The sequence below is a fragment of the Pseudarthrobacter sp. TAF60_1 genome (genome assembly GCF_052113505.1).
In the GTDB taxonomy this organism is placed as follows: domain Bacteria; phylum Actinomycetota; class Actinomycetes; order Actinomycetales; family Micrococcaceae; genus Arthrobacter.
In genome coordinates this window covers 75751-92642 of record NZ_JBFRDI010000008.1, presented here as the reverse complement: position 1 = coordinate 92642, position 16892 = coordinate 75751, and the positions used below count along the sequence as shown (strand labels likewise).

General features: G+C 64.3%; 15 protein-coding genes. 3 read left to right on the top strand and 12 right to left on the bottom strand.

The window, feature by feature from the left end:
* Window positions 1–76: 76 nt before the first annotated feature.
* The 10 genes from uxaC to AB4Y73_RS11160 all read right to left on the bottom strand — a co-directional run bounded on the left by uxaC (window position 77) and on the right by AB4Y73_RS11160 (window position 12334).
* Window positions 77–1483, bottom strand: a complete 1407-nt coding sequence (gene uxaC, locus AB4Y73_RS11205; protein WP_441871525.1) for a glucuronate isomerase — start codon at window positions 1481–1483, stop codon at window positions 77–79.
* Window positions 1484–1570: 87 nt separating this feature from the next.
* Window positions 1571–2629, bottom strand: a complete 1059-nt coding sequence (locus AB4Y73_RS11200) for a LacI family DNA-binding transcriptional regulator (RefSeq protein ID WP_441871523.1) — start codon at window positions 2627–2629, stop codon at window positions 1571–1573.
* A gap of 107 nt (window positions 2630–2736) precedes the next feature.
* Window positions 2737–3903 (bottom strand): Gfo/Idh/MocA family protein, encoded by a 1167-nt coding sequence (locus AB4Y73_RS11195; RefSeq protein ID WP_441871521.1) that lies wholly within the window; start codon window positions 3901–3903, stop codon window positions 2737–2739.
* Window positions 3904–3972: 69 nt separating this feature from the next.
* On the bottom strand, window positions 3973–4842 hold the full coding sequence (locus tag AB4Y73_RS11190; protein WP_441871519.1) for a sugar phosphate isomerase/epimerase family protein: 870 nt from the start codon (window positions 4840–4842) through the stop codon (window positions 3973–3975).
* Window positions 4843–4890: 48 nt separating this feature from the next.
* The gene (locus AB4Y73_RS11185) at window positions 4891–5796 is read right to left on the bottom strand and encodes an ATP-binding cassette domain-containing protein (RefSeq protein ID WP_441871517.1); all 906 of its coding nucleotides are present in this window, start codon (window positions 5794–5796) and stop codon (window positions 4891–4893) included.
* Window positions 5793–7682, bottom strand: a complete 1890-nt coding sequence (locus AB4Y73_RS11180) for a dipeptide/oligopeptide/nickel ABC transporter permease/ATP-binding protein (RefSeq protein WP_441871515.1) — start codon at window positions 7680–7682, stop codon at window positions 5793–5795. Before AB4Y73_RS11180 ends, AB4Y73_RS11185 begins: the two co-directional genes overlap by 4 nt.
* Window positions 7679–8620 (bottom strand): ABC transporter permease, encoded by a 942-nt coding sequence (locus tag AB4Y73_RS11175; RefSeq protein WP_441871513.1) that lies wholly within the window; start codon window positions 8618–8620, stop codon window positions 7679–7681. Before AB4Y73_RS11175 ends, AB4Y73_RS11180 begins: the two co-directional genes overlap by 4 nt.
* Window positions 8621–8719: 99 nt before the next feature.
* Window positions 8720–10246 carry an ABC transporter substrate-binding protein gene (locus AB4Y73_RS11170; RefSeq protein WP_441871511.1) on the bottom strand — a complete coding sequence of 509 codons (1527 nt, stop codon included), beginning with the start codon at window positions 10244–10246 and terminating at the stop codon, window positions 8720–8722.
* A gap of 217 nt (window positions 10247–10463) precedes the next feature.
* Window positions 10464–11477, bottom strand: a complete 1014-nt coding sequence (locus AB4Y73_RS11165) for a Gfo/Idh/MocA family protein (protein ID WP_441871509.1) — start codon at window positions 11475–11477, stop codon at window positions 10464–10466.
* The gene (locus AB4Y73_RS11160) at window positions 11474–12334 is read right to left on the bottom strand and encodes a sugar phosphate isomerase/epimerase family protein (RefSeq protein ID WP_441871507.1); all 861 of its coding nucleotides are present in this window, start codon (window positions 12332–12334) and stop codon (window positions 11474–11476) included. The genes AB4Y73_RS11165 and AB4Y73_RS11160 overlap by 4 nt, the downstream gene beginning before the upstream one ends.
* A 212-nt stretch (window positions 12335–12546) precedes the next feature.
* Between AB4Y73_RS11160 and AB4Y73_RS11155 the strand changes: the two genes are divergently transcribed.
* From AB4Y73_RS11155 to AB4Y73_RS11145, 3 genes are all read left to right on the top strand, one after another.
* Window positions 12547–13563 carry a LacI family DNA-binding transcriptional regulator gene (locus AB4Y73_RS11155; protein WP_441871708.1) on the top strand — a complete coding sequence of 339 codons (1017 nt, stop codon included), beginning with the start codon at window positions 12547–12549 and terminating at the stop codon, window positions 13561–13563.
* A gap of 120 nt (window positions 13564–13683) precedes the next feature.
* Complete coding sequence (nadE, locus tag AB4Y73_RS11150) at window positions 13684–14505, top strand: ammonia-dependent NAD(+) synthetase (RefSeq protein WP_441871505.1); 822 nt, start codon at window positions 13684–13686, stop codon at window positions 14503–14505.
* 96 nt (window positions 14506–14601) lie between these two features.
* Window positions 14602–15108: a MarR family winged helix-turn-helix transcriptional regulator gene (locus AB4Y73_RS11145; RefSeq protein WP_441871503.1), complete on the top strand. Its 507-nt coding sequence runs from the start codon at window positions 14602–14604 to the stop codon at window positions 15106–15108.
* 30 nt (window positions 15109–15138) lie between these two features.
* On the opposite strand, the gene AB4Y73_RS11140 is transcribed toward AB4Y73_RS11145, so the two are convergent.
* Together AB4Y73_RS11140 and mmsB are read right to left on the bottom strand one after the other, a co-directional pair.
* Window positions 15139–15918 carry an enoyl-CoA hydratase gene (locus AB4Y73_RS11140; RefSeq protein WP_441871501.1) on the bottom strand — a complete coding sequence of 260 codons (780 nt, stop codon included), beginning with the start codon at window positions 15916–15918 and terminating at the stop codon, window positions 15139–15141.
* Between the two features lie 44 nt (window positions 15919–15962).
* On the bottom strand, window positions 15963–16886 hold the full coding sequence (gene mmsB, locus AB4Y73_RS11135; protein WP_441871499.1) for a 3-hydroxyisobutyrate dehydrogenase: 924 nt from the start codon (window positions 16884–16886) through the stop codon (window positions 15963–15965).
* Window positions 16887–16892 lie beyond the last annotated feature (6 nt).

Genomic DNA, 16892 nt, shown 5'->3' with positions numbered 1-16892 from the left:
GGAGTGGCTGCCGCGCCGGTCTCTGCGGGGCTTGTCTGTTCGGGGCTTGTCTGTTCGGGGCTTGTCTGTTCGGCGGTCACAGTTTGAAAACCCTTCGCGGGGACGAATCGACGATGTCCACGATGATTTCGTGGGCACGCTCCTCACTGACACGGTGCTCGGCCACGAGGCGGGCAAGGAAAGCGGCTTCAATCCGGCGGGATGCGTCGTGGCGGGCCGGGATGGAGCAGAAGGCGCGGGTGTCGTCGATGAAGCCTGAGGAGCGGGAAAAGCCCGCGGTTTCGGTGACGGCGGAGCGGAACCGCAGCATCGCATCCGGGGCGTCCAGGAACCACCAGGGCGCGCCAAGGTAGACGGACGGGTAGAACCCGGCCAGGGGTGCCAGTTCACGGGAGAACACGGTCTCGTCCAGGGTGAACAGCACCAGGTGGAAGTCCTTGGCCGTGCCGAAGTCCTGCAGCAGCGGGCGGATGGCCTCCGTGTAGTTCACGGCGTAGGGGATGTCGTGGCCGGTGTCGGCGCCGAAAGCCTCGAACGTGGGCGTGTGGTGGTTGCGGAAGGAGCCCGGGTGGATTGTCATGACCAACCCGTCCTCCACGGACATGCGGCCCATTTCGTACATCATGTGGGCTTCGAAGGTGTTGCGGTCCGCTGCGGAGGCCTTGCCGGCCCGGGCGAGTTCAAAGATCCGCTCGGCCTCGGCACGGTCCAGCTTCAGCGTCGCGGGGGTGGCCACGCCGTGGTCGGCCGAGACTGCGCCATGTTCCACGAAGTAGTGGCGGCGGTTCTCCAGGGCCGTGATGTAAGCGCTGTAACCGCTGGCGCCGTCACCCGCCGCGTCGATCAGCCGGTCAACGTTGGCGGTCCAGGTCGGGTGCGCGATATTCAGGTACTGGTCCGGGCGGAAGGTCGGCAGGACACGGCCTTCGAAGGTGGGGTCCTCGGCGATCGCTTTGTGGCTGGCCAGGTTGTCCAGGGGATCGTCCGTGGTGGCCAGGACCTCGATGTTGAAGTCCTTGAAGAGCTGGCGCGGACGGAAACCGGGCTCAACGAGCTTGGCGGCGATGGCGTCATAGCTGGCGTCAGCGGACATGTCGCCAAGGTCTGCGCCGAGCTTGAAGACGCTATCGAACTGGGTGCGCAGCCAGTAGCCGGAAGCCGTGCCCTCGAAAAGCGGCCAGGCTTCCACGAAGGTGCGCCAGATGTTCCTCGATTCGGGGGTGGCGGCGCCGCCCGCGCGCAGTTTGTCCAGGGAGACACCGTTGGCGTGGATCAGTCGCGTGACGTAGTGGTCCGGGCTGACCAGCAGTGCCGCTGGATCAGGAAAGGGCGTGTTGTTCTCGATGACAGCAGCGTCAACGTGGCCATGCGGGGAGATGATGGGGAGGTCCTGGACGCGCTGGAGCAGGTCGCGCGCGATGCTGCGCGTTCCTGGATCAGCGGGCAGGAGCCTGTCTGGGTTGGCGGCAATCGACTGTGACATAGGTCAATAATCCGGCTTGGCCCGTAGTTTTGTCAACCGGTTGCCAAAACTTGCCAAGCGCCGGCGCGGGACCAGTCACCCTGCCAGTCAGGCGGACAGAATCCGGCCGCTGGAGCCCCTGAGGACCAGCTCCGTTTCCACGCTCAGGGTGCCGGACGGCTCGCCGGTTCCGTGCAGCAGGTCCAGGAGGCGCGTGGCGGCGCCCGCTCCGCACTCCCCCAGTGGGGAACGCACGGTGGTAAGTGGCGGCGTCGTGAAGTCCGCACCGAAAATGTCGTCGAAGCCCACAATGCTGATCTGGTCCGGCACGCTGATGCCGGCGGCCTGAAGCTCCTGCATCAGCCCGATGGCGAGAAGATCGTTGTAGGTCAGCACCGCCGTGGCACCGCTGGCGCGGACATCCCGCGCCGTCTGCCGGCCGCCGTCGACCGTTGGTTTGGTGGACTCAAGCCGGACTGCCTCCAGCCGTGACCACTCGCTGGCCGCCTGTACGCCCTCCCAGCGCCGCTCGGACATCCAGGACTCGGGCGGACCTGCCACGTAGGCGATCTTGTGGTGGCCATTCCCGGCGAGGCTCCGGACCGCCTCACTGAGCCCCTTGTGCACATCCGGAACCACGCACGGCACACCCTCGACTTCGCGGTTGATGACCACTACCGGTTTGTCCCTGGCCAAGGCACGGATGTTGTCATCGTCCATGCGGGGGCTCGCCAGGATGAGGCCGTCTACTGTGGCCATCAGACGGCGGGCGGCAGTAAGTTCCGTTGCCGGTGACTCGGCTGACTCGGCGAGCACCAGGGTGTAATCACGGTCAGTCGCGGTGGTCTCGGCGCCGCGGATAATGTCGAAGAAGGTGGGGTTGGTGATGTCGGCAACGATCAGGCCGAAGGTATGTGTCTTTCCGGTGGGAAGGGCGCGGGCGAACGGGTTCACGTGGTAGTTCAGCTCGGCGGCTGCGTCCTCGATCAGCTTCTGAGTTTTGGGACTGACCCGGCCGGGCTTGCTGAGCGCCCGCGAAACGGTGGAAGCGTTAACGCCGGCAATCCTCGCGATGTCGTAAATCGTCGCGTTGGATTTTCCATCCCGGCCATGCTTCTTGGCGGCGACAGCAGGGCTGGCGGCATCCGGCGTCTTGGGTTCACTCACCGCCCCATCTTAGCGATGAAAGCGCTTAACCCGGTCGCGGCTGTGGCCCGTTTTGGGGTGTCCAAAACGGGCCACAGCCGCGGCTCAGTGCCGCTTCACTGAGGAGGTTACGCGCGCTGCGGGAACTTGCCCTCTTCGGCGATCCGTTTGTTGAGCTCCGCCAGGAACTCGTCTTCATCGAAGTCCAGCCCAACTTCCTTGCCGGTCCAGGCGGAAAGGTGGATGGCGTTTGCCAGGCGCACGCCGTTGATGCCGTCCGAGCCCGGGGCGAGGAGGGGCGTACCGTCCAGGATGTTGGCGGCGAAGTTTTCCAGGACGCCGGAGTGCTGGGCACCCCAAGCGGACTCGAACTCGATGACCTCGGTGGTGTAATACTCCTCCGGGTTCAGCTCGCCCATGAAGAGCTTGCGGACGTCATCCATGTCCATGCCTTCACTGAGCTCGCGCTCGGGCTTGTACAGCCTGGTCACGGTGGCGGTCTTGCTGTTTTCGACGACAATTTTGCCCTGGTCGCCCAAAATTTCGAAGCGGTCCGTGCCGGTCAGATCATGCGTGGCCGTGACAAAGACGCCGGTGGCGCCGTCGCCGTAATCCACCACTGCCGTCACTTCGTCCTCGACGGCGATATCGCGCCGGAAGCCGAACGCCACCTTCGCGTACACCGACTTCGGCACGCCACAGATCCACTGCCACAGGTCCAGCTGGTGCGGTGCCTGGTTGACCAGGACGCCGCCGCCCTCGCCGCCCCACGTGGCGCGCCACGCGCTGGAGTTGTAGTAGCCCTGCGGCCGCCACCAGGTGGTGATGATCCAGTTGGTCCGGCGGATCTTGCCGATCTCGCCGTTCGCCACGATCTCTTTAAGCTTCTGGTACAGCGGGTTGTTGCGCTGGTTGAACATGATGCCGAAGGTCAGTTCCGGCTTGGTGGCAGCGAACTCGTTCAGTTCCTTGACCTGCTTGGTGTACACGCCGGCCGGCTTCTCAACCAGCGCGTGGATGTTGCGCTTGAGCGCCTCGATGCCCATCTCAGGGTGCAGGAAGTGCGGAACGCAGGTGACGACAGCGTCAACATCGCCGCTTTCCAGCATGGCGATGTAGTCCTCATAGAAGGGAGCGTCCGGGTACGTGGCCGAGGCAAGTTCCTTCTTGGCAGGGTCGATGTCGCAGATGGCGCCGATCTCCATGTTGGGAACCAGCCCGTCCGTGATGAACTTGGCGTAGGCGCCGCCCTGCTGGCCCAGGCCGATGATGCCAAGGCGTACTTTCTTGCTCACAGTAGTCTTCCTTCTTCGTTGGTTGAGCTTGTTTCGTTGGTTGAGCTTGTCGAACCCAGCCCGGTCCGGCTAGAAGAGCTCGGCGTGTCCCAGCGCAACGAGGTTGTCGTAGGAGGTCTGCAGCGCTTCCCAGACAGTCCGGCCGTAAAGCTCGTCCTGTTCCACCAGCAGGTACGCGGCACCGGCAGCCTGAGCGGCCGGGATGATGGACGCGAAGTCAAGGTTGCCCTCGCCCACTTCGGCGAACTGGACAACGTTCTTGAACTCGGTCATGAAGCCGGCGAAGTCCCCTGAATCCAGCAGCCCGAGGGAGGACTCGGGCATAACGCCGATCCGGTAGTCCTTGAGGTGGACCATGGCGGTGCGGCCGGCGTACTTTTCCAAGGTCCGGACCGGGTCCAGGCCGCCACGCTGTACCCAGTGCACGTCGATTTCCATACCCATGGCCGGGGAGTTTTCCGCGATGATGTCCAGCATGTACTTGCCGTCGAACTTCGCGAATTCAATGTGGTGGTTGTGGTAATACAGGCTCAGGCCCTGCTCCTGAAGTCGCTCCGCGTAGTCGTTGGCCTGCTTGGCGAAGTCAACCACTGCACCGATCGAGGTCATCGCCGTGAAGGGCAGCATGCCGATCCGCAGCAGCTTCGAGTCCAGGCGTTGGGCGTCATCAACAATCTTGTCGAAGTGCTCGGCCAGGGAATCGCCCGGGCGCCCCTTGGGAGTCTCCATGGCCACGGAAAGTGCGGCGATGTCCATGCCCAGCTCAGTGCGGGAACGGTCCAGTTCAGCCACGTTCTCCGGCGACATCGGGATCTGGGAGATCTCGACGGCGTTGTAACCGATCTCGCTGACCTTGCGGAGCGTTTCGAATGCTCCGGCTTCAGCGAAGCTGTCCCTCAGCATCATTGCCTGTACGCCAATTTTGGCTGATTCGGCCATGTTAGCCCTCCATCGTTTGTTGCGGTTCAGTTGGTTCTGGCAGGAACCCTAGGCGGGGACGCCAGCCTGTTCGTTCTGGTGCCGCTGCTCCTCGAGCAGGCGGTGGCGGTCGGCGCGGCGCTTCTCCTGGCGGTCCGGATCCGGCACCGGGGAAGCGAGGAGCAAACGCTGTGTGTAGGGGTGCTCGGGGTTGCGCGTGACAACCTCTGCCGGCCCCTGCTCCACGATCTCTCCACGGTACATCACGGCCACACGGTGGCTGATGTGGCGGACCACGTCAAGGTCGTGGGAGACAAACAGGTAGGAAACGCCGGTGTCCTTCTGGATCTGCAGGAACAGATCCAGGACGCGGGCCTGTGTGGAAAGGTCCAGGGCGCTGACCGGTTCGTCGCAGACAATGAGCTTCGGTGAGAGTGCCAGGGCCCGGGCGATCGCCACGCGCTGGCGCTGGCCGCCACTGAACTCGCGCGGCAGCCGGTGGATGGCATCCGACGGAAGACCAACCTGGTCCAGGAGCTCCTTCACGCGCTTTTTTGCTTCTGCCGGGGACTGACCCTGGACACCCAGGGGCTCGGCGAGGATCTCGCCGATCTCCAAGGCCGGGTTCAGAGAGGTGTAGGGGTCCTGGAAGACCACCTGCATGTCGCGGCTCAGGAGGCGGCGCTGTTTCCGGGTGGCATGACTGATGTCCTTGCCTTCGAAGGTGATTTTGCCGCCGGTTACCGGCGCCAGGCCCAGCACGGCACGGCCGAGGGTTGTCTTGCCGGAACCGGACTCCCCCACCAGGCCCAGGGTCTCGCCCTGGCCGATGTGGATGTTGATGTCCGTCAGGGCACGGAATTTCCTGGCCCGGAACCCCTTGCCTGCATAGTCCACCACCAGGTTCTCCACGCGCAGGAGTCCATCGCGTGCCGGGGCTGATGCCGCGGCATCCAGGGCTACAGTTTCGGTCACAGTGCGTTCTCCTTTGCGGTTGACGACGCCGTTGCTGACGAGGTGGTTGAGACGAGCATGGTCATGGGTTCCTTGCCTTCGAGCATGGAAGCCAGCAGGGTCTGGGTGTAGGTTTCCTTCGGTTCGCGCAGGATTTCCCGCACGGGGCCTTCCTCCACCAGCCGTCCGTTCTGCATGACCACCACACGGTCGCAGAGGTCGGCCACCACACCGAAGTTGTGGGTCACCAGGATGACGCCGACGCCGAGGCGGCGCTGGAGGTCGCGGATGAGGTCCAGCACATCGGCCTGCACGGTGACGTCCAGGGCGGTGGTGGGCTCGTCCGCAATGATGAGGTCCGGTTCGCAGCTGATCGCGCCGGCGATGAGCACACGCTGGGCCATGCCGCCGGAGACCTCGTGCGGGTAGGCCTTGAAGGTCCGTTCCGGGTTGACGATTCCGACGTCGGTGAGCAGCTTCATGGCACGGGTGGTGGCTTCCGCCTTGGAGATTCCCAGGACCCGCACCATCGGGGTGACCAGCTGGTAGCCGATGGTGAACGCCGGATCCAGGTTGGACATGGGTTCCTGCGGGATGTAGGAAATCCGCTTGCCGCGCAGTTTGGACAGCCGGCCCTGGTTGACCTTGTCCTCGCCGGGAGCCACAGTGTAGTTGCCGTCGAACTGGATGGCCCCGGCCACGATGCGTGCCGTGTCCGGCAGCAGGCCCAGGATCGAAAACGCCGTCTGCGACTTGCCCGAGCCGGACTCGCCCACGATGCCGAGGATCTCGCCGCGGTCCACGTGGAAGGAAACGTCATCCACGACCTTCTTGACCGAACCGTCCGCCTGGGGATACCCGACGCCGAGGTTGGTCACCTTCACGAGGTGGTGCTCGGTACCGGCTTCGACGGCGGCAACGGTCTTGCGGGCGGCCTTGGCGGCGCTGGCGGCAGCCGCGTCCTGCGCCGCATGTGCCTTCTTCCTGCGGTGCTTAATCTTCTCGCCGTCTTCCAAGGCATCGCGGATTGCATTTCCAAGCAGGACCAGGGAACCGATGGCCAGTGCCATGGCAAAGGCGGGCCAGAAGAGCAGCGAAGGCGTGAGGTAGACGTTCTTGAATCCTTCGCTGAGCATCACACCCCAGGTTGCCTTGGCGGGATCGCCCAGACCCAGGAACTCCAGGGCGGACTGGATGGCAATGGCCACACCGGTGATGGCCGCAGTCTGGATGATGATCGGAGCACGGACTACGGAGAAGATGTGCCGGGTGATGATCCGGACGTCGGAAAGCCCGGAGACACGGGCTGCATCAACATAGAGCTCGTTGCGGACCGACTGGACCGCTGAGCGCACCAGCCGGAAGTAGGAGGGGCTGATCAGCACGCCGAAAGCGACCATGGCAATCCAGACTGACGGGCCAAAGGCGGACCGGATCGTCATCAGCACAATCAAGCCTGGGAGGCTCATCAAAATGCCAACAATCCAGTTGGCTACGGCTTCAAACTTTCCGGCATAGTAGCCCGCCACGAGTCCGGCGGGGAGGCCGATCACGATGGCGACAGCGGCGCAGAGCAATGCCGAGGTAAGCGTCAGCTGGGCGCCGAAAAGCAGCCGGCTCCAGACATCCCGCCCGGAACTGTCCGTTCCGAGGATGTTGACGGAGTCGGGTGCTGCCAGGGTCTTGGAGATGTTCGCGAAGTTCTGGTCGAACGGTGCCAGGACATTCGCGAAGACGGCCAGACCGGCCAGGGCCAGAAGGATGACGATGGCGATGAGGCCGAGCGGATTCTTCAGCAGGCGTTTGAGCACTGTTGACCGGACCACCGTGCCGGTCTGACCGGACAGCCCAGGGACGGGCGTGCCGGGGGCGGTGGTCAGTGCTGAGGTTTCGACGGACTCGGTCACGAGACACGCACCTTCGGGTTGAGCCAGCCGTTGAGCAGGTCAACAATCAGGTTGACCACGATCACAACGGCGACGGTGTACATAACGACGCCCATGACTACCGGCTGGTCGCTCTGGATGGTAGCCGTGACAGCCATGGGTCCCATGCCTGGCAGGGCAAAAATCGACTCGAGGATGACCACGCCACCGAGCATGCCGATCAGTTGGAGGCTCAGCACGGTCAGCCCGGCTGGAGCGGCACTGCGGAGGACGTGCTTGAAAAGGACTTCCCGTTCACCGATTCCGCGGCTGCGGAGGGTGCGGACGTAGTCGCGTTCGAGCTGCTTGATGACGGCGCTGCGGATCTGCTGTGCACCGCCGGTGACGCCGTTGATCAGAAGGGCGATCACCGGAAGGGTCAGGGATAGCACCCAGGCGGAAGCATCGACGCCCGGGGCAATGGTGCTGGTGGCGGGGAACAGGCCCATCTGGATGGCCAGGATGGTGACCAGGATGATGCCGATGACGAATCCGGGGATGGAGTCGCCGATGATGGCGCCGACCTGGACCACGCGGTCCACCCAGCCCCGTTTGACGGCTGCTGCCACGCCAATGAGGGTGGCGATAAGGGAGATGAGGATCATGGCCACCACCACCATGGTCATGGTCACGGGAATGCGGGTTGCCAGGGCATTGGCAACGGGTTCGGACGTGAACCACGAGGCGCCCAGGTTGCCGCCCAGGGCGTCCGTGAGCCAGCTGAAGTAGCGAGTAACGATGGGCTGGTCGAGACCCAATTCGGCTTCTTTGACGGCCAGCTGTTCGGGTGTTGCCTGATCGCCCAGGATGTTCCGGGCGATGCTGCCGCTCGATACGTAGAGCAGGGAAAAGGTCAAGATCGAGACGGCGAGCAGGACTACTATTCCGCTGCCGAGGCGTTTAAGGATGAAAGGGATCATGGCTGGCTCCGTTGAACTGGCATGGTGTTGAGTGCGGGTCCGGCGGCCCGCTTGGGGCGGACCGCCGGACCTGCGCCGGTTTTGGCTGCTAACCCGTGGCTAGGAGGCGGGCGAGTAGTTGTAGATCGACGGGACGGCCTGCTGGATCTGCGGCCTCACGGTGATCTTGGAGTTGTGGTAGTACATCTGGTTCACCCGGAACAGAGGTGCGAACCAGGCCTGCTCAACCACGTACTTGTTGACTTCCTGGGCCAGCTTCGGGGCATCGGTACCACCCTTCTGGACGGCGTCGATCTTTGCCTGCAGTTCAGGGGTGGTGTTCTTGAAGGCGTTGTAGAGGGCCTTGGTGGAGACGATTTGGTTGATGGCAACCCACGGCTCACCCTGGAAGAGCGAGAAGTACATGGTGGTGAACTTCTGTGCGGCGACGTCCGAGGTGAAGGTGTTGGTGATCGCGGAGCCAACGTTCAGCGTGATGCCGATGTCCGCCAACTGCTGCTTGACCACGGCGATCTGGGTTTCGAAGCCCGGAACCGAGGGCAGTTCGATGGTCACTCCAGTCTCATAGCCGGCTTCCTTCAGCAGGGCCTTGGCCTTCGCGGGGTCATAGGGGTACTTGTTCTCGAGCTCTTCAGTCCAGGCGCCGCTCTCCTTGCCGAAGGGCTGCGAGGTGGGTGTGCCCTGGCCCAGCAGGACCTGGTCAAGGATGGTCTTGCGGTCAAACGCGTAGTTGATGGCCTGGCGTACGCGGACGTCCTTCAGCGGTGCGTTCTTGGCACCGTCGCGGTCCATCAGGATCAGGCCCTGCCAGTCGACCTGGTTGGCTGCGAGGGTCATCTTCGCGCCTTCGGCCTGCTTGCCGGTCTTGGGATCCAGCAGTGTGGCATCCACCTGGCCTGAGACGAGGGCGTTGGTGCGGGCGGTCAAGTCGGTCAGCGTCTTGAAGGTGACCTTCTGGAACTTCTGGAGGTCCTTGTTCCAGTAGTCCTTGCGCGCGGTGAACACGGACTGCGAGTCCTTGACCGTGGCGGCCTTGTCCATGACGTAGGGTCCGGAGCCCACAGGCTCGGTCTTGATGGCTTCGGTCCCGAGGGCCTTCGGGCTGCCCATGAGGCCGGCGGCCTGGCTGAGGTAGAACTCCAGCGACGGATCCGGGGTGGAGAGGTTCAACTGGATGGTGTCCGCATCAACCACGGCGACGTCGGTGACCGCCGTCAATTGGGCCATCTGCGGGCCATTGGCCGTCTTGAAGTGGTCCAGGTTGGCCTTGGCAGCCTCGGCGTCGAACTTGGCGCCATCGCTGAAGGTCACGTCGGTGCGGAGGTCAACCGTGAGCTTGGTGTTGGTGTCGTTGTATTTCCATGCGGTGGCCAACATGGGGCTGAGCTTGCCGTCCGGCTGGCGCAGGAGCAGGGAGTCATAGGCTGCCTGGTAAGGCTGGAGAATGTGGCCGACGTGTGCCTGTGCCGGGTCCCAGGAACGAATTTCCTGAACGGTGCCCAACGTTAGGGTGGTCGTCTTGGCCGCGGCCGGATTGGCGCCTGTGGCACCGCCTCCGCAGGCGGTCAGCGCCAAAGCTGCGCTGACGGTGATGGCGGCTGCTGCCGCCTTGGGACCTAACTTCATTGTTGGCTCCTGAATCTGTGGAACGTGAGAGAGACGAATCCGCCGTGTGGCCTGGGCCACACCGACCTTGCGAGATTCAGAGTACGCAGGATTGCCAAGCTTGGCAACCGATTGTCAAAAATGTTGCAGTATTAAGATCCAACGGACTCGAGTGAAACGTTCCAACGGTCCCCAATCGGTTGCATCTAACGTTGCAGAGACAAGCCGGAAGGGTGGTTCAGGAGACCTTCCCGGCGGCGTCGGGATAGCTCTGGCGGTAGATTTCCTTGACGATCCGCAGGGACTTTTCCGCCTCTTCCGCGTCTATCCAAAAGGGCCCGGCTTCGCTGAGTTTGCTGTAGAAGTCGCTGATGAGCAGTTCGTGCGAGACTCCCCAGTAGGCGCGGCCGCCGGACTCCACCACCCGCTCGGGCACTACCTCCACCCGGCCGTCACCGTATGTAACAGTGAGGTCCCCGCGGAGGCTCAGCGTGGCCTTCTCCGTCACGATATCCAAGGTGACGGGCGCGTTGACGGCGTTGGCCAGCGTGGCATAGAAAGCGCTGCGGACACCGTTGGCATGCTCCGCCACGAACTCTGCAGTGTCCTCCACCTCGATGGTTTCGCCCAGGAACCTCGTGGCCGCATTGCCGGAGAGCGATACCACCTCGCCGACCAGCCATTGCAGCAGGTCAACGGTGTGGATGGCCTGGTTCATCATGAGGCCGCCGCCACCGCCTGCCCAGGTGCCGCGCCAGGGGCGGCTGCGGTAGTAGTCCGTGTCCCGGTGCCACATCACGGTGGCTGAAGCTCCCACCACCGAGCCCAGGTCGCCCGCGGACAGTAGGGAGTGCATGGCCTGCGCCGTGGCGTTGTAGCGGTTCTGGAAGCAGACAGCGAGCTTTGCGTCGCTTGCCTTGGCGGCTTCAACCAGCCGGCGGCCCTCCTCGAGGGTATGCGCCAGCGGCTTCTCCACTATGACGTTGACGCCCCGGTGAAGGCAGTCAGCGGCAATCGCTGCGTGGGTGTTGTGCGGCGTGGTGATGTGCACAGCGTCCGGCCTTACGGCCGCAATGAGGCTGGCGTGGTCCGAGAATCCCGGAACACCGAAGGCGCCCACGGCAGCGGCGAGGCGGCCGGGGTCTGTGTCGCACACGCCCGCCAGCCGGACGCCGTCGAGCTTTGCGATGGCTTCGAAGTGGACAGCGGAAACGTCACCGCAGCCGATCACCGCGGCTTTGAGGTCCGTCACGAAAGTTCGATTCCGTTCTTGGCCGCAAGGGCGGCGAAGGCGCGCGCGGCGACACCAAAGGCAACCGGCCCGGAGAAGCCGCCCAGCTCATGCTGGATGGCCAGGTGCGGCTCCAGGGAGGCGAAGCCCGTGTAACCGTCCGCTTTGAGAGCCGCGACGGTGGCGTCCAGTTCGCCGTCACCTTCTCCGGACGGGACAACTTCACCCGTGGCCATGATGGCGTCCTTGACCTGGAGGTACTCGAGGTACGGCCGGAGCATGGCGTAGCCCTCGGTGTACGGCCGGACCCCCACCTGGACGAAGTTGGCGTTGTCCCAGGCAACGCGGAGGGCGGGGGAATTGACGGATTCCATGATGTCCAGGACGCGCTTCGGGGTATCGCCGTAGATGTCCTTTTCGTTTTCGTGCAGAAGTACGACGCCGGCGCTTTCGGCTTCGGCGGCGAGTGCCCGCATGCGGGTCATGACGTCGTCGCGGATTTCTTCGGGCGTCTGGGCTTCACCCCGGTAGAAGGAGAAGATGCGGATGTATTTGGTGTCCAGGCCCTTGGCCACGGAGATGATCTGGCGCAGGCACTCCACCTCGTGCTCCACCGGCAGGCTGATGTCCACCTTGCCGATGGGGCTTGCCACCGCGGAGACCTTCAGGCCTTTCGCGTCCAGGATTTCCTTGAGCTCGGCCACCTGCTCGGGCGTCAGTTCGGAGACGTTTACGCCCCAGGCGCTGCGGACCTCGATGTAGCTGGCGCCCAGGGCAAGCATGACGGCGGCCTGGACTGCCGGATCAGGATCTACCTCGTCGCCGAATCCGGAGAGCTGCCAGGCGGTGGGTGATGCTGCGCTGGATGTTGCGGTCACAGGGATCTCCTTGGGTTTGCCGCGGCGGGACAGCCTGGTTGCCGCTCCGACGCGGGGTGACTTGCTTCACAAAGTTCTGCCCTCAGTCTAGACACCTGGCCCATTTGATGACAACCGATTGCCAAATGTTGACATCTTGTGGCAATCTAGGAGCATTAGGGCTGTGGTTATCGTCACAGTGCCCGTCCCGTTCAGAGAGGAACGCCATGGCGATGCAAACAGCCGGAACAGAGCGTCCTGCCACCATCCATGACATCGCCGCCATGTGCGGGGTGGCCGCGTCCACCGTTTCACGCGCACTTTCCACCCCGGACAGGGTCAATATCCGTACCCGCGCACGCATCGAAGCGGCAGCCGCAGAGCTGAACTACACTCCGAACAGCCAGGCGAAAGCCCTGAGCTCGGGACGCACGGGCGCCGTCGGCGTCCTGGTACCGGATATCACCAATCCGTTTTACTTCGACCTGATCAGGGGCACCCAGCTGCAGCTTAAAGCGGCCGGTTACACCCAGCTGCTCGTGGACACGGAGGAGTCGGACGAGGTTGAGGCCAGCAGCATGGAGCAGCTGCGCAAGAGCGCCGACGGCATCATTGTGACGGCGTCCAGGCTCAGTGACGACGCGTTGCTGGCCGCGGCCGCGAAGATTCCCATTGTCACCATCAACCGCGACGTGGCAGGGGTACCGGCGGTGGTCATTGACACGCCCTCGGCCACCAGCCAGGCCCTGGACCACCTCATCTCCCTCGGTCACACCCGCATTGCCTATATGGCCGGTCCCCTCACGTCCCAGTCGAGTACGCTGCGCTGGAACGCGCTGGCTGCCGCCGCCGAGGACCGCGGCGTGGAAGTGCGCCGGCTCGGCCCCTTTGCCCCCAAGACGCAGTCGGGTGCAGCGGCCGCCGACGCCGCGGTCCACTCGGGGGTGACGGCGTGCATCGCCTTCAACGACCTCATCGCCATCGGCATGCTCCAGCGGCTGCGCGAACGCAGCATCCGGGTACCCGAGGACATGAGCGTGGTGGGCTGTGACGACATCTTCGGTGCTGACTTCTGCAATCCCCCGCTAACCACCATGGCCTCCCCGATCGAGCAGGCAGGCCGCGTGTCCGTGTCCATGCTGCTGGCCCAGCTGAACCCGTTGGCTGGTGGCGGCAGCCGCAGCCGCTCCCTGATGCCCACGCACCTCACGGTGCGCGGCTCCACAGGGCCGGTGCCGCAGTCTTCATAAAGGCGGCTACTTCACCCAGCGCCGGCTGATTCGTGGCGTAACCCGGCGGCCTCGGGCGACACGATACCTCCACGGGGACACAGTTGAGCGTTGTTGACACGGCTGACTAGGCTGGATCACATGCGCGAACTCCAGGCCACCATCATTGAAGAAATGGGCGTGCAGCCCCGGATCGATCCTGCCGGGGAGGTGCGCAAACGCGTGGAGTTCCTGAAGGAGTACCTCCGGGCAACCCGGACGAAAGGCTTTGTGCTGGGCATCTCGGGCGGGTTGGACTCCTCCCTCGCCGGGCGACTGGCCCAGCTGGCCGTGGAGGAGCTTGAGTCCGAGGGCGTGGACGCGAACTTCGTTGCCGTCCGCCTTCCCTACGGCGTCCAGCACGATGAAGATGACGCTCAGGCCGCCCTCGACTTCATCCAGCCGAAGACTGAGTGGACCTTCAATATCTCCGCCGCCGTGGATGGCTTCGAGGACGAATTCGAGAAAACCGTGGGGGCCGAGATTTCGGATTTCCACAAGGGAAACACCAAAGCCCGCACCCGGATGATCGCCCAGTACGCCCTCGCCGGCGAACACAACTATTTGGTGCTTGGCACGGACCACGGCGCCGAGTCCGTCACCGGGTTCTTCACCAAATTCGGCGACGGCGGCGCGGACATCCTGCCCCTGTTCGGCCTGAACAAACGCCAGAACCGCGAACTCCTGGCCGAACTGGGTGCTCCCGCCCGCGTCTGGGAGAAGGTGCCCACAGCAGACCTGCTCGATAACAAGCCCGGCCGCACCGACGAGGACGAACTCGGCATCACGTACGACCAGATCGACGACTACCTCGAGGGCCGGGATATCCCGGACGCCGCGGCCGAACTGATCGAACAGAAGTACCTGCGCACACGCCACAAGCGCACCGTCCCGGTTACCATCTTCGACACCTGGTGGAAGTAGCCGGCCCGCAGCACCCTTCCATACCCTTGGAAGTCCTAGTATATTGCTGGTGAGACACATGACGCGGCCGTTGGCCCAGCAATGTCAGGAGGCACCGTGGGCAGCCCGCTCCCCCGAGACCCGATCGCCGAGGCCCGGCAGAACTGGGAACGGCACGGCTGGGGCGATGTAGCAGCACCGATGGCCGCCATCACGGCCATTATGCGGACCCAGCAGATCCTGCTGGGAAGGATCGAGACGGTTCTTAAGCCGTTCGGGCTGACCTTTGCGCGCTACGAACTGCTGGCATTGCTGAGCTTCGCCCGCAGCGGCGCGCTACCCATGAACAAAGCCAGCGCCCTGCTGCAAGTTCACCCGACGTCGGTGACCAACGCCGTCGACCGCCTCGAGCAGGCCGGGCTTGTGGCCCGATCCCCGCACCCCACGGATGGACGGACCACGCTGATCGAGCTCACCTCCGGGGGCCGCACCGTGGCCAAACGCGCGACGACGGCGCTCAACGCCGAGGTCTTCGGCCAGTCCGGTTTCGCGGACGACGACGTTGACCACCTGCTCCGCGTCCTGGGCAACTTCCGCAAAGCCGCCGGCGACTTCACCGACTGAGGACCAGGCCGGCCCATCTCGCCGCCGGTGTCAGCGGTGCTTGAACTCCGGCTGCCGCTTCTCGCTGAACGCGGCCATGCCTTCCTTCTGGTCCTCCGTGGCGAACAGCGAGTGGAACATCCGGCGCTCAAACAGCACCCCCTGCGCGAGGCCCAGCTCAAAGGCAGCATTCACCGCTTCCTTGGCAAGCATCGCAGCCGGTTTGGACTTCGAAGCAATCACCTCGGCGGCCTTCACGGCTTCCTCCACCACGGACGCGGCCGGCACCACGCGTGAGACGAGTCCCGCGCGCTCGGCTTCCGCGGCGTCCATCATCCGTCCGGTGAGGACCATGTCCATGGCTTTGGCCTTGCCCACTGCGCGGGTCAGACGCTGTGAGCCGCCCATGCCGGGGATGACGCCGAGGTTGATCTCCGGCTGGCCGAACTTTGCATTGTCGCCGGCAATGATGACATCGCACATCATGGCGAGCTCACAGCCACCGCCCAGGGCGAACCCGGAGACCGCGGCCACCACCGGAATCCGCAGCCGGGTCAGGCTTTCCCATCCCCGGAACCAGTCCTCGGCGTACATCTCCATGTAGCCCTTCGAAGACATTTCCTTGATGTCCGCCCCAGCCGCGAAGGCCTTCTCTGACCCTGTGATCACCACGGCACCCACGGCGGGGTCGGTGTCCATGGCGGTAACGGCGACTACAACCTCCTCCATGGTGGCTTTGTTCAGGGCGTTGAGCGCCTGGGGCCGGTTGAGGGTCACCAGGCCCACCCGGCCGCGGTGTTCCACCAGAATGTTCTCGAACTGCTGCGCCAAACCGTGCCCCTTAGGTGTGTAGTGAAAATTGTCCAGTTCCAACGCTACGTGGCGGACTTGTCCCGGATGTCAGTAATGATGCCCGAGAAGTCGCGGCCCGCGCCGCCCCCTGCGGCGAACTCGTCGTAAATCTTCGAGGCGAGCGGCCCCATCTGAGCCGCCACTCCGGTGCTTTCCAAGGCGTTGAGGGCGAGCCGGAGGTCCTTGGCCATGAGCGCGCCGGCGAATCCTGGCTGGTAGTCGCGGTTGGCCGGGCTGGTGGGCACTGGGCCTGGAACGGGACAGTTGGTGGTCAGCGCCCAGCATTGGCCGGAGGCGTTGGCGGCGACGTCGAACAGCGCCTGGTGCGTCAGGCCGAGCTTTTCGCCGAGCACAAACGCCTCGCTGACGGCGATCATGGACACACCCAGGATCATGTTGTTGCAGACCTTCGCCGCCTGCCCTGCGCCGTGGTCCCCGCAGTGCACGATGCGTTTACCCATCAACTCCAGGATGGGCTTCACGGTGTCGAAGTCTTCGGGCAGGGCACCCACCATAAACGTCAGAGTGCCTGCTTCGGCACCCACCACGCCGCCGGAAACCGGGGCGTCCACAGAGCGGTGCCCGGCGTCCAGTGCGATCGCCGCGGCCTCCCGGGCCTCATCGACGTTGATGGTGGAGCAGTCCAGGAACATGGTGCCCGGCGCGGCCGTTGACAGCAGGCCGGGCGCCCCGTTGGCCCCGCGGTAGGCGTCCAGGACATGCTGCCCGCTGGGCAGCATGGTGAGTACCACCGCGGCACCGGCCGCCGCCTCCGCAGCGGAGGCTGCCATGGGGACGCCGTGGGCATTGGCTGCCTCGACGGCTGCGGGCACCGGATCGTAGCCCACCACGCTGTGCCCGGCCTTGATCAGATTCGCCGCCATGGGGCCGCCCATGTGGCCGAGGCCCAGGAAGGCGATGGTGCCGGTAGCTGCGCTGTCAGACATGGTCGG

Coding starts and splice junctions, on each gene's coding strand:
- uxaC (WP_441871525.1), bottom strand. CDS start 1,483: ATGTCACAGTCGATTGCCGCCAACCCAGACAGGCTCCTGCCCGCTGAT.
- AB4Y73_RS11190 (WP_441871519.1), bottom strand. CDS start 4,842: ATGGCCGAATCAGCCAAAATTGGCGTACAGGCAATGATGCTGAGGGAC.
- AB4Y73_RS11175 (WP_441871513.1), bottom strand. CDS start 8,620: ATGATCCCTTTCATCCTTAAACGCCTCGGCAGCGGAATAGTAGTCCTG.
- AB4Y73_RS11170 (WP_441871511.1), bottom strand. CDS start 10,246: ATGAAGTTAGGTCCCAAGGCGGCAGCAGCCGCCATCACCGTCAGCGCA.
- AB4Y73_RS11155 (WP_441871708.1), top strand. CDS start 12,547: ATGCAAACAGCCGGAACAGAGCGTCCTGCCACCATCCATGACATCGCC.
- nadE (WP_441871505.1), top strand. CDS start 13,684: ATGCGCGAACTCCAGGCCACCATCATTGAAGAAATGGGCGTGCAGCCC.
- mmsB (WP_441871499.1), bottom strand. CDS start 16,886: ATGTCTGACAGCGCAGCTACCGGCACCATCGCCTTCCTGGGCCTCGGC.